General features: G+C 73.8%; 6 protein-coding genes. All 6 read right to left on the bottom strand.

Going from position 1 to position 12,897, the window contains the following annotated elements; translation table 11 throughout:
- Positions 1–205: 205 nt before the first annotated feature.
- The 6 genes from ACFXGA_RS36770 to ACFXGA_RS36745 all read right to left on the bottom strand — a co-directional run bounded on the left by ACFXGA_RS36770 (position 206) and on the right by ACFXGA_RS36745 (position 12,505).
- Complete coding sequence (locus ACFXGA_RS36770; protein WP_378096617.1) at positions 206–2,719, bottom strand: ABC transporter permease; 2,514 nt, start codon at positions 2,717–2,719, stop codon at positions 206–208.
- A gap of 4 nt (positions 2,720–2,723) precedes the next feature.
- Entirely contained in the window at positions 2,724–3,476 is a 753-nt protein-coding gene (locus ACFXGA_RS36765; RefSeq protein ID WP_378096614.1) for an ABC transporter ATP-binding protein, read from the bottom strand.
- A 354-nt stretch (positions 3,477–3,830) separates the two neighbouring features.
- Positions 3,831–6,815, bottom strand: coding sequence for an AAA family ATPase (locus tag ACFXGA_RS36760; RefSeq protein ID WP_378096611.1), 2,985 nt, complete (start codon positions 6,813–6,815; stop codon positions 3,831–3,833).
- 11 nt (positions 6,816–6,826) lie between these two features.
- The gene (locus tag ACFXGA_RS36755; protein WP_378096608.1) at positions 6,827–7,015 is read right to left on the bottom strand and encodes a hypothetical protein; all 189 of its coding nucleotides are present in this window, start codon (positions 7,013–7,015) and stop codon (positions 6,827–6,829) included.
- A gap of 178 nt (positions 7,016–7,193) precedes the next feature.
- Positions 7,194–9,521, bottom strand: a complete 2,328-nt coding sequence (locus ACFXGA_RS36750; RefSeq protein ID WP_378096605.1) for a chitinase C-terminal domain-containing protein — start codon at positions 9,519–9,521, stop codon at positions 7,194–7,196.
- 98 nt (positions 9,522–9,619) lie between these two features.
- Positions 9,620–12,505, bottom strand: a complete 2,886-nt coding sequence (locus ACFXGA_RS36745; protein WP_378096602.1) for a BTAD domain-containing putative transcriptional regulator — start codon at positions 12,503–12,505, stop codon at positions 9,620–9,622.
- Positions 12,506–12,897: the final 392 nt, after the last annotated feature.

The following is a 12,897-nucleotide window of genomic DNA, read 5'->3' as shown; positions in this document are numbered from 1 at the left end:
CCGGTGCGCCCCCGGACGGCACGCTCCGGGCCGCGGGGCGGCGGTAGTCGGTGCGGGGGGGCGCGCGCCCCCCCCCCCCCCCCCCCGGCACCCTGTAAGAGGGGATCGACGCCCGGATGTGACGCGTCCTCGACGGAAATTCTGTGACCCGCGTCGCACCGGTGGCCCGCTCCTCCCCCGAAGAAGATCGGGCCACCGGTGTTCCCTACGCCTCGGCCATCCCCGCGACGACCGAGGTCCTGGCGGCGCGGCGGGCGGGCAGCGCGGCGGCCGCGATCGCGGCCACCACCGCGCCGGCGAGCATCACGCCGATCTGTCCGAACGGGACGACGAGGTCGACCGACATCGTGTCGTTCGACAGCGCCTCGGTGATCACCCAGCCGAAGCCGATGCCCAGCAGCAGCCCGATCGCCGCCCCCATCAGCGCCATCAGCACCGACTCGACCACCAGCATGAGCCGGAGCTGGCCCCGGGTGAGGCCGAGCGCCCGCAGCAGCGCCGACTCGCGGGTGCGTTCCAGCACCGACAGCGTCAACGTGTTGGCGATGCCGAACAGCGCGATCACCACGGCCAGCCCGATCAGCGCCCAGATGAACCCGAGCACCTGGTTGAGCTGCTGGTTGAGCTGCTCCTTGGTCTCGGCCGCGCTGTCGAGCACGGCCAGCGGCGAGGGGTCGGTGACCTGCTCGACCGCCGCGCGGCCGTTCGCGACACCGTCCGCGAGCTTGACCAGGATGCTCTCGTAGCCCTCGGCCGCCGTCGGGAACCGCTGCGAGGTCTCCGTGGTCATGATGCCGTCCGAGAGCCGTTGACCCTCGACCACCGCGACCACCCGGAGCTGCTGCGGCTCGGCGCCCTCGGCCTTGATCGTCACCGTGGAGCCGACCGACACGCCCTCGCGCTTGGCGTACTCGGCGTTGACCGCGATCGTGCCGTCGCCGAGGTCGGCGAGCGACCCGCTGGTGACCGTGGGCCGGAACAGGCTGCCGAGCGCGTCGCGCGGCACGCCGTTGAAGTAGCCGCGGTCGCCGTAGACGACGGTGGTCGGCGCGACCTCCGCGACCTCGGGCAGGGCGGCGAGCCGGTCGACCAGCTCCTGGGGCAGCGGCCGGTCGTAGACCGCGGACGTCACCGTGTAGTCGGCGGGCATCCGCTCGTCGATCTGGGCGTTGGCGGTCTCCTTGGCGCTGTTGGCGACCACGGTCACCAGCGCCACGATGGTCACGCCGATCATCAGCGCGGCGGTCGTGGCGGCCGTGCGCTTGGGGTTGCGGCCCGCGTTGGCGGAGGCGAGCTTGGCGGGCACGCCCAGCAGCGCCCGCGGCACCGCGCCGAGCACCCGGTTGACCGGGCCGACCAGCAGCGGGCCGAGCACCAGCACCGCGGCCAGCAACGCCATCGTGCCCGCGCCGCTGGTGAACATCGCCGCGTCCTCGTCGTCCGTGCCCATGCCGAGCACCACCGCGCCGACGCCGACCACGCCGAACAGCACGGCGGTCAGCACCCGGAGCACGCCCGTGCGGTGGACCTCCTCGCCGCTGTCGGGCTGGCTGCGCAGCGCGGCGACCGGGGCGACGCGGGTGGCCTTGCGCGCGGGCAGCACCGCGGCGAGCACGGTCACCAGCGTGCCGACCGCGAACGCGGCGAGCACCGTCGTGGCCGTCACCGGCAGGAGCACGGTGCCTTCGCCGCCGTTGCCGATCGAGTAAACGACCCGTTGCAGCAGGGCGGACACGCCGATGCCGCCGACCAGGCCGATCACCGACGCGACCAGGCCCATCACCAGGGCCTCGGCCAGCACGCCGCGGAACACCTGGCCGCGGCTCGCGCCGACGCAGCGCATCAGCGCCAGCTCGCGGGTGCGCTGGGCGACCAGGATGGTGAACGTGTTGTAGATGACCATGGCCGCGACCACGAGCGCGATGAGCGCGAACGCCAGCAGGACCGTGGTGAACTCGCCGGACTGCGCCTCGACCTGCTCGATGGTCTCCTGCGTCAGCTCCTCGCCGGTCTGCACCCGGAACGCGGTCCCGCCGACGGCCTGGCGCACGTTGTCCGCGACCTGCTGTTGCGAGAAGCCGGGCGCGGCGGTGGCGACGACCTGGTACGGCAGCCGTTCGGGCTCCAGCGCCCGGAACGCCTCGGGCGTCAGGGCGACGTGGTCGTAGCCGGACAGCGACAGCTGGTTCGTGCCCTGCTGGTACGTGCCGACGAGGGTGTAGGTGAGCCGCTGGTCGTCCTTGCCCAGCAGCACGACCTGCTGCCCGACCGCGAGCTTGGCGGTGGCGGCGGTGCGCTTGTCCACCGCGATCTCGTCGGCGGATGTGGGGAAGCGGCCGTCCACGAGGTCGAACTCGCGCAGCTCCTCGTTGGTCGGCAACGACGCGGCCCACGCGGGCTTGGCCTTGCCGTTGGCGGCGAGCAGCGGCACCTGGTGCACGTCGCGGGAGTCCGCGCCGGCCACGCCCGGAGCCTGGCGGATCTTGGCCAGCGCCTCCGGCGAGATGCCGCGGACGTCCTCGGGCGCGTCGCCGGACAGGGTGACCGAGACGTCCACGTTGCGCGCGCCCTTGGCGAACTCGTCGTGCAGGCTCGCGGTCATGGCGTCGCCGAGCACCAGGGTGCCGGTCACGAACGCGACGCCGAGGGCGATCGCGACCGAGGACAGCACGAGCCGCGCGGTGCGGGCCCGGAGGCCCGCGATGATCGTGCGCAGCATCCGGTCACGCCCCCAGGTGCTTGAGCGCGGCCAGCACGGAGTCGGCGGTCGGGTTGTCGATCTCGCCGGCCAGGTGGCCGTCGGCGAGCAGGACCACGCGGTCGGCGTAGGACGCGGCGACGGGGTCGTGCGTCACCATGATCACCGTCTGGCCGAGCTTGCGCACGGACATGCGCAGGAAGTCGAGCACCTCGGCGCCGGAGCGCGAGTCGAGGTTGCCGGTCGGCTCGTCGGCGAACACCACGTCGGGCCGGGCGACGAGGGCGCGGGCGCAGGCCACGCGCTGCTGCTGGCCGCCGGACAGCTCGGTGGGCTTGTGCTTGAGCCGGTCGCGCAGGCCGAGCACGTCCACGATGGTGTCGAACCACTCGCGGTCGGGCTTGCGGCCGGCGAGTTCGAGGCCGAGCAGGATGTTCGCCTCGGCGGTGAGCGTGGGCAGCAGGTTGAACGCCTGGAACACGAACCCGACCCGGTCGCGCCGGAGCTTGGTCAGGTCCTTGTCGCCGAGCGAGGTGATCTCCGTGCCGCCGATGGAGACGGTGCCGCCGTCCACGGTGTCGAGGCCGGCCAGGCAGTGCATCAAGGTGGACTTGCCGGACCCGGACGGGCCCATGATGGCGGTGAACTTCCCGGCCGCGAAGGCGACGCTGACCCCGTCCAGCGCCCGGACGGCGGTGTCGCCCTTGCCGTACACCTTGACCAGGTTCGCGGCGGCGACAGCGGTGCGGGTTCCGACGTCGGACACCAGTGCGGACATGCTCCCTCGATTCCTCGGCTTCCGTGACGCCGAGAAAGCTATGGGCGGGCCGCGTCGCCGTGCGTCACCACGGCGGCGGAACCACGGATCAGCCGGCGGGATGACCTCCCCTAGTCCCCGAGTCTGACCCCCCGCGCGTGTCCTACCTCCAGAACGCGAGTGTCCTACCTTCAGAACGCGAGTGTCGTACGTTCAGAACGCGCGTGTCCTACGTTCAGAACACCCGAATTCAACGTTCAGGACGTTCGGCGGCCAGGGTCGGCTGTCCTGAGCGTTGAACTCGGGGTACGTGAACGTAGGACACACGCGACGCGAACGTAGGACACGCGCGTTCTGGAGGTAGGACACGCGGGGTTAGGGGGGTGGGGGGAGGTCGAGGAGGCCGCGGTCGAAGGCGGTGGCCACGGCTTCGGTTCGGCGGCTCGCGCCCAGCTTGGACATGATCCGGCTCAGGTGGACGCTGACCGTCTTCTCCGAGATGTACAGCTCCTCGCCCACCTGGCGGTTGGTGCGGCCCTGCGCGACCAGCTCCAGCACCGACCGCTCGCGCGGCGTGAACGGGTCGACCCGGTCCCTCGGCCCCACGTCGCGCAACGCCACCCGCGCCCGCCGCGCGACCACGTCCAACGCCTCGCGCAACGGCGCCGCGCCCAGCTCGTCGGCCACCGCGCACGCCAGCCGCAGCTCCGCCACCGCCTCGTCGCGCCGGTCCGCCGCCAGCAACGCCTCGGCCAACCGCCACCGGCACACGGCCTGCTCGAACACCGACCCGAACCCGAACCCGTCCACGACCCGCCGCCACAGCTCCGGGTCGCCCGGCCCGGTCAGCCGCGTCCCCTCGGCCGCCGCACGCAGCAGCCACGCCCGCCCCTCCGGACCCAACGACCCGGAACGCGGCTTGCCCAGGTCAGCCGTGTCACGGGCGTACTCGACCAGGTCCCGGCCGGCCCGCACGGCCTCCTCCTCCGCCGCACCGTCCCGCCGCCGCCGCGCCCGTGCCGCCAGCTCGACGTACCCGGCGACGCCCAGCGCGGCGAGCCGGATGCCGGCCAGCAGCCACTCGCCCTCCTGCCGCGACCAGCTGATCGCGTCCGCCACCCGCTCCACGGCCAACTCGGGCTGACCGCGCCACAACGCCAGCTCCGCGCCCGTCCCGCCGGTGATCAACGCGATCTGCAGGTCCCGGTGCCAGTCCGCGCGCAGCTCCCGGATCAGCCGCTCGGCCTGGTCGAACTCGCCCCGGCTGACCGCGACGTGCGTGCCGGCCGCCGCGAGCCGCGCCGACACCGTGCTCGACACCCGCAGGCCGGGCGGTTCGGCCGCGGTCGCCGCGCCGTCCCACTCGCCCCGGTAGTACTTGGTCAGCACGTGCATGATGCGCAGCTCCAGGCCGAACGAACTCCACGTCAGCCCGGTCGCCCGGGCCCGCGCCACGCCCTCCTCGAACACCCGCGCGGCCTCGGCCAGCTCGCCCAGGTCGTAGTGGTGCAGGCCGAGGAAGTACCGGGCCCGCAGCTCGGTGCTGACCGCGTCGGCCTCCATCGCGCACGCCACCGCCGCGGTCAGGTGCTCCCGCGCCCGCGACACCTCCCCGGCGGGCTCGTCCAGCAGCCCCAGCGTGGTCAGCGCGTCCGCCACGGCCGACTCGGCGCCCGCCGCACGGCCGTCCGCCACCGCCAGCTCCGCCCGCTCCCGGGCCTGGTCGTACTCGCGGTCGTGCCGCAGCGCCGCCGCCCACACCGCCAACACCCACGCGCGGGCCGGGCTCGCGGGCCGGTCCCGGACCAGCCGCCACGCCTCCTCGACCGCGTGGTACTTCTCGTCGTCGGTGCCGTCGACCGCCTGCAACGCCTGCGCGAAGCGCCGCCACATCACGGCCGCGCCCTCGGGGTCGGACTCGTCCACCACGGTGGTGCCGGTGCGGGCGAACGCGATGGCCCGCTCGGGCTGGCCCGCCGTGCCCGCCGCCCAGGACGCGCTGCGCAGCAGCTCCAGCTCGGTCAGCCCGGGCGGGCGCTGCTCCGCCGGCACCGCGGGCCACAGCTTGAGCGCCTGCTCCAGGTGCCGCAGCGACTCCGCGGGCGCGCCGGCCGCCTGCGCCTCCTGCCCGGCCTCCACCGACGCGCGCAACGCGCGGGGCAGGTCGTGGCACTCCAGGCTGTGGTGGGCCAGCGCGGCGGCCGCCCCCCGGTCGCCGGACGAGGCGAGCCGGTCCGCGTACGCGGAGTGCAGCCGCACGCGTTCACCGGGCAGCAGGTCGTGGTAGACGGTTTCGCGCAGCAACGCGTGCCGGAACGTGTAGACCTCGTCCCGGTCGACCAGCAGCACGTGGTGCTGGACCGCCTCGCGCAGCGCCGCGTCGAGCGCCACGTCGTCCATGCCGGCCACGTCGCGCAACAGGTCGTGGCGGACCGACCGGCCGCCGACCGACGCGACCCGGACCACCCGCTGCGCGTCCGGGGCCAGCCGTTCGATGCGGGCGAGCAGCACCTCGGCGAGCGTCCACGGGACCTCGCGGTCGCCGCAGGCGGCGAAGCCGATCAGCTCCTCGGCGAAGAACGGGTTGCCGTCCGAGCGCTCGGCGACCTCCAGCACCACCTCGTCGGGCAGGTCGTCGGCCAGCGCGGCGACGAACGACCGGGCGTCGATGGCGCTCAGCGGGGTCAGGTCGAGCCGCCGCACGGCGGGCAGCCGCACCAGCTCGGTCAGCAGCGGTCGCAGCGGGTGGCTGCGGTGCAGGTCGTCGGACCGGTACGTGCCGACCACCAGCAGCCGCTGCGCCCGCAACCGCGACAGCAGGAACGACAGCAGGTAGCGGGTCGAGGCGTCGGCCCAGTGCAGGTCTTCGAGGACCAGCAGCACGGGCCGCTCCTCGGCCAGCTCGCCGAGCAGGCCGTGCACCGCGTCGAACAGCCGGAGCTGGCCGACGTCCTGCTCGGGACGGCGGCCGACCAGGTGCGACGGCAGGCCGGACACCGACGGGCCGCCGTCGTGCCCGACCGGCAGCGCCAGCTCGGGCAGCAGCAGGCCCAGCGCGGGCCGGGCCGCCACGTCGAGCAGACCGGCCTGCCGGAGCTGCCCCAACGCCTCGGTGAAGGGCAGGTACGGCAGGCCGGTCTCGCCGACGTCCAGGCAGCGGCCGGTGAGCACGAGCGCGTCGCCCGCGCCGGCGGCCAGCTCGTCCACCAGCCGGGTCTTGCCGACGCCCGCGTCACCGGCCACGAGCACCGCGGTCGCCTGGCCGCGGGCGGCCTCGTCGAGGGCGGCGCGCAGCCTGGTCAGCTCCCGGCCGCGCGCCACCAGGGGAATTCCGGAACCCAGGCGTGCCACACCAGGCATGCTGTCACACCTCAGGCGGCCTCGCGGTGGTCATTCGCGTCAGCCGGCGAACCCGGTCCGGTCTGCGCTCCCAGCCGCCGCCACCACGCCTTCTTCACGGGCCTCGACCGCCGGGTGACGCGGTACTGCGCCGCGTCCTCCCGCAGCGCCGCCTGCCGGTAGTCGATCTCCGCCTTGATGGCCTCGGGCGTCCACTCCATGACGTGCTCCTCGTGTCGTCGTTGTCCTGGTGACACGAAGAGTCGTCCTGAGGCGGGACGCCGGGCATCGGGTGTTCACGTCGGTTGCGGCGCTGGTGCCCTTACCCGCCGCCGTAAGGGGTGGCAGACGGCGGGTAAGGGATGCCTCAGGTGCGCGTCAGCGCCGGTCAGGGGCCCCTCAGCAGGCGCCGAGGTCGCGCCAGACGCCCCAGTCGCCGGTCGTGCCCGGCTCCTCGCCCTGCGTCCACCACTTGGCCTGCCAGCGCTTGCCGCGGTGCGACACCTCGTTGCCGCCGTTGTAGACCTTGGCGCGGTCCCACGCGGGCGCGGTGCAGCTCGGCTGGTCGGTCGTCGTGGTGGTCGTCGTCGTGGTGGTCGGGTCCGGGCCGCCCGTGCCGCCGCGCGGGTGGTCGGAGGCGATGGCGTAGGACTTGCCGCCGAACGTGAGCTTGAAGTTCGACGGCGACGCGATCGGGAGCTGGTAGCTCAGCGCGACCTCCACCGACGCGCCGGGCGCGAGCGACTGCCAGGTGGGCAGCGTCAGCTCGACGTGCTGGAAGTCGCCCTTCAGGCCGCCGACGTTGCTGCCGGAGTGGCCCTTGGCGGTGACCCGCAGCCCGAACCCGGACTGGTCGGCCATGCTGCCCGGCGCGCTGGTGCCGTAGTCGAACTCGATCCTGGTGCCGCCCGGCAGGGTGGTGGTCGAGTTGTTGGTGATCTTGAGCTTCGGCGTGATCGGGTAGTTGTTGTCGCCGAGGGCGAACCCGGAGACGGTGGCGTTGACGTCGAGCACCTGGCTCGGGGTGGCGCCGGCGGCCTTGCGGTTGCCGTAGGGGGCCGCGCCGCGCAGGCCCTCGTTGATCTTCGTGAGGAGCGTGTCGCCGACGGTGTACTGGCCCTTGGCGCCGTCGAAGCGGTAGTCGCCCGCCAGCTCCCAGATCATGATGCCGCCGATGCCCTTGTCCGCCACGTACTTCGCCTTGGCCGCGATGGACTGCTCGTCCTCAGTGGACAGGAACACCTTCTTGTCGGCGTTCCACAGCCACGGCGAGGCGAGCGTGCTGTCGTAGAACCTGGTGTAGGAGCCGGAGATCCGGTCGGTCGGGTCGTTCACCGGGTCCAGGCCGTGCTGCGCCAGGTAGTCCGGCGTGATCTCGTTCTCCAGGTTCTTGGCGTGCCACATGGGGTTCACGCCCGACGGCACCTCCGCGCCGCCCGCGGTGGAGTCGTGCCACAGGTTGTCGATGCCGACCGCGCCGTTGCCGCACGGGGTGGTGGAGCCGACGCTGGACCCCGTGCCGGGCGGGCACTTCGTCTGGTCGGGCAGCGCCGCGCGGCCCCACAGGCCGTTCGTGCCGCCGGTGACGCCCTGCCAGCCGCGGCTGTAGAACGGCACGCCGATGTTGATCCGGCCGGCCTGCATCGCGCCCCGGTAGTAGTGGTAGGCCCAGTCGGTGTTCAGGTAGCCCATGCCCTCGTACTGCGGCGCGGTGTAGACGCCGCCGGCGGCCAGCTCGCCGTCCTTGCCGTCGTCGTAGAGCGCCGCGTTGGGGCCGACGAAGTGGTTCCACGACCCGTGCAGGTCGTAGCTCATCACGTTCAGGTAGTCCAGGTAGCGGGTGACCTGGTACGCCTCCTGGCCGCGCAGCAGCCAGCCCGAGGCGGGCACGGCGGCCGTCAGCAGGTAGTGCCTGCCGTCCTGGGCCGAGGCGCGGTCCAGCTTCTCCCGCAACGCCTTCATGATCTTCTCGTAGCCCGCCCACAGCGTGCCGCGGTTGGCGTTGGAGATCCAGAAGTCGTCCGGGTTGCCCGCGTGGTTGTTCGAGGTGGCGTACTCGTAGTCGATGTCCACGCCGTTGAAGCCGTACTTGCGGATGAACTCCACGGCCGAGTCGGCGAAGGCGTCCACGGTGGCCTGCGGCTGCGCGCCGAGCTTGTAGAACCCGCCCGAGGCGTTGCGCGTGCCGTCGGGGTTGAAGAAGCCGCCCGTCTCCGCCCAGCCGCCGACCGAGATCAGCGTCTTCACGTTCGGGTACTGCTTCTTGTACTTGGTGAGCAGGTTGAAGTGCCCCTTGTACGGCAGGGAGGGGTCCAGTTCCACGCCCGGCCAGGTCATGCCGGTGGAGGCGTTGTCGGGGCCGTCGGGGCCGACCGAGACCCTGTTCTGCGCGTCGATGTGCGCGAACGCGTAGTTCAGGTGCGTGACCTTGCCCCACGGGATGTCGGACGCCAGGTACGCGGGCGCGCCGTTGCGGCCCGTGCGCCAACTGGTGAAGTAGCCGATGACGCGACGGGAGTGGTTCGCGCCCAGCGACTCCCGGCCGTCGGCGTCGTAGACGGAGCAGTACGGGACGGCGACGCCGGGGGTCTGGTAGAGGCCGTCGGGGCGGCACTCCTGGCCTGCGGCGGCGGCGTTGGACGACGAGGGGGCCGCCACGGCGACGACGACCCCGGCCACCGCGGCGAGCAACGCCACGAGCGGCGACAACCTGCTTCTCTTGCGCACTAACGGCACCTCCTGCACGAGGCGGCGGCCACGACGCAGCTCCCGAACCGTAAATAGGTCTAGACCTCTGTGTCAATAGGTCCAGACCACTCAACCGATCACGTGCCGGCGGCCGGGGTGTGGGGCGGTCGGACGGCCGTGGTGGCGCGGGCGCGGGCCAGCCGTTCCCGGACCTGGTCCGCCTCCGGCGCGCCCAGCTCGGTGAACAACGCCAGCGCACGCTGCCAGTGGGCCACCGCGCCGGGCAGCTCCTGCCGGTCGAACACGGTCGCCAGCCGGTCGTGGGCCATCGCCTGGTGGTACGGGCTCGCGGCGGCGGACGCCACCGACAGCGCCGTGCGCGCCGACGCGACGGCCTCCGCGCCCTCCCCCGACTCCAGCAGCACCATCGCCAGGTCGGTGTGGCAGGCCGACTCGCCGCACTGCTCGCCGACCTCGCGGTACATCGTCACCGCCGCGCTCAGCCGGTTCTTCGCCTCGTTGTAGCGGCGTGACGCGAGGTGCAGCAGCCCGAGGTTGTGGTGGGCGTTCGCCTCGGCCCACCGCGACCCGGCCGCCCGGCTGACCTCCAGCGCCTCCCGGTACGAGGCTTCCGACTCGTCGACCCGGCCGAGCCCCTGGAGCATGTCCGCGACCGTGGTCAGCGCCCGGGCCTGCGCGTTGACGTCCCCGGACGCCCGCGCCACCTCCAACGCCTCGCGGTGCCGGGCCAGGGACTCGTCCATCCGCTGGAACTGCGCCAGCGCGATGCCCAGGTTGAACAGCATCACGAACCTCGCCTCGGGGTCGCCGAGGGTGGTGGCCGCCTCCAGCGCGGCCTCGGTGGTGCGCAACCACGTCGTCCGGTCCGCCCGCAGCCAGAAGAACCGCGACAGCGTGTACGGCAACTGCCAGGCGTGCACCAGCCACTTCGGGTCGGACCCGGGGGCGGCGGCCAGCTCGGCGGCGGCGATGATGTTGCCCTGCTCGGCGTCCAGCCACGCGATCGCCTCGGCCGAGCCGGACAGCTTCGGCGTCTCGGCCGGCACGTGCTCCGGCGCGACCCGCACGCTGCCGCGCCCCACCGGCAGCCGCCCGTCGGCCAGGTCCGCGCAGTGCAGGTAGAAGTCGAGCATCCGGCTCGTCGCCTCGTGCCGCTCGGCGGGCGGCAGCTCGGCGGCCAGCGTCCGCATGTAGACCCGGACCAGGTCGTGCGCGCCGTAGCGACCCGGCTCGTTGACCGACAGCAGGTTCGCCGCCGTCAACGCGTCCAGGGCGCGCTGCGCCTCGCCCACCCGCACCCGCGCCATGGCCGCCGCCACGAACGCCGTCACGTCCGGGCCGGGGTGCAGGCCCAGCAGCGCCAGCAGCCGCGCGGGCAGCGGCGACAACGCCCGCCGGGACGCGTCCAGCGCCGCCCGCACCGTCGAGTCCTCGTCCTCCAGGCCCAACGCGGCCAGCCGGCCGTGCTCGTCGTCCAGCTCGGCCACGAGTTCCGCCACCCGCAGCGCGGGCGCGACCGCCAGCCGGGCCGCCGCGATCCGCAGCGCCAGCGGCAGCCCGTCGCACAGCACCGCGAGCCGGCGCAGCGCCGCGGTCTCCTCGCCGGCACGCCCCGCGATCCGGCCCACCACGGCCATCGACGCGTCCAGGTCCAGCATGTCCAGCTCGACCAGCCGCGCCTCGGCGTGCGCGACCAGCCCGACCAGCCGCCGGCGCGACGTCACCAGCACGCACGACGGCGGGCCGGGCAGCAGCGGCAGCAGCTCGGTCGAGCCGCGGGCGTTGTCCAGCATCACGACCATGCGCCGGTCCGCGATGAGCGTGCGGAACAACGCCGACCGCTCCTCGACCGTCACCGGGATGTCCGGCGACGGGACGCCCAGCGTGCGCAGGAACCGGCTCAGCACCTCGCCCGCGCCCAGGGGTTCCTGGTTCGGGTCGTAGCCGTGCAGGTCGACGTACATCTGGCCGTCCGGGAAGTCCTCGCGCACGCGTTGCGCCCAGTGCAGGGCGAGCGCGGTCTTGCCGACCCCCGCCGGTCCCGTCACGACCAGCACCAGCCCGCCCTCGGGGTGCGAGGCCAGCAGGCCGTCCAGCCGCTTCAGCTCCTCGTCGCGGCCGATCAGCGACGCCGAGGCGCGCGGGAGCTGCGCGGGCGTGATCGCCGGGGCGGGTTCCGCCGCCGCCGGCCGCAGCTCGATCGGCCGGGTCGGCGGCTCCGGCTCGGGGTTCTCCCCCGCCAGCACGGCCTGCTGGAGCTTGCGCAGCTCCGGACCGGGCTCCACGCCCAGCTCCTCGATCAGCACCCGGCGGGCCTCGCGGTAGACGGCCAGCGCCTCGGCCTGCCTGCCCGCCTGGCACAGTGCCCGCATCAGCAGGCCGTGCCCTCGCTCGCGCAGCGGGTGCTCGCCCACCAGGGCGGTCAACGACGGCACCAGCTCCGCGCCGCGCCCGGTGAGCAGCATCAGCTCCGCCCGCTCCTCCAGCGCCGCGACCCGGCGTTCGACCAGCCGGCCCCGCTCGACCTCGGCGAACAGGCCGACCACACCGCCCAGCGGCTCGCCGCGCCACAGGCCGAGGGCGTCGTCCAGGGCGGTGGCCGCCGCGACCAGGTCGCCGGCCGCGCGCAGGCGGGCCGCCGCCGCGACACCGCGCTCGAACTCGTCCAGGTCGACCGCGTTCGGCTCGACCCGCAGCAGGTAGCCGTCGCCGACCGAGGTCAGCAGCTCGGCCGGGGCGCGGCGGGCGCGGCTCGGCTCCAGCGCGCGGCGCAACCCGGCCACGTAGGTCTGCACGAGGTTGACCGCGCTGGTGGGGGTGTTGTCGCCCCACACCGCCTCGATGATCTGGTCCCGGCCGACCGGCGCGTTGCGGGCCAGCAGCAACACCGCCAGCACGGCGCGCTGCTTGGCGGCGCCGAGGTCCACCTCCCCGCCGCCGCGCACCGCCCGGAGCATGCCGAGCACCTCGAACCGCAAGCGCCCGCCGCCGCCGTCTGCCACCGACCGATCCTTCGCCGAAGGGTTGAGCCCCGGGACGGAGCCTAGGGGGTCACTTCAGTCGGGCTCCAGTCGTCCTGTAGCCGCATTCTTACGCTAAGCGTGTCCGATCAACCACACAGGGCGAACCCCGGTGAGCGAGGTTGGACCAGACAGCGGAACATCCGCTGCTCTCCCTGGACGACGAGGGCAGGCCGGCGTGCAAGGGGCATCCAGCCCGCGGCGGCGGAACGCCGGCCGCCCTCGTCCCCTTCTCCACCGGAGACGGGTCCGCCCGGTAGGGGGCGGCCCCACCTCCATTGCCCTCCCCCCAGTCGATGGGGGGGCGGCCCGCGGGGGGTGACCCCCCCCGGCGGCGGCGGGGGGCGGCGGGGGGTGGGGGGCCGCCCGGCAGC

This window comes from Actinosynnema sp. NPDC059335, from assembly GCF_042752395.1.
Lineage (GTDB): Bacteria > Actinomycetota > Actinomycetes > Mycobacteriales > Pseudonocardiaceae > Actinosynnema.
Note: the sequence above shows the minus strand (reverse complement) of the source record. Positions and strands in the feature narration are given on the sequence as shown.

Excerpts from the sequence above, each read along its gene's own strand:
- ACFXGA_RS36770 (WP_378096617.1), bottom strand. The coding sequence starts at position 2,719 with ATGCTGCGCACGATCATCGCGGGCCTCCGGGCCCGCACCGCGCGGCTC.
- ACFXGA_RS36765 (WP_378096614.1), bottom strand. The coding sequence starts at position 3,476 with ATGTCCGCACTGGTGTCCGACGTCGGAACCCGCACCGCTGTCGCCGCC.
- ACFXGA_RS36760 (WP_378096611.1), bottom strand. The coding sequence starts at position 6,815 with ATGCCTGGTGTGGCACGCCTGGGTTCCGGAATTCCCCTGGTGGCGCGC.
- ACFXGA_RS36755 (WP_378096608.1), bottom strand. The coding sequence starts at position 7,015 with ATGGAGTGGACGCCCGAGGCCATCAAGGCGGAGATCGACTACCGGCAG.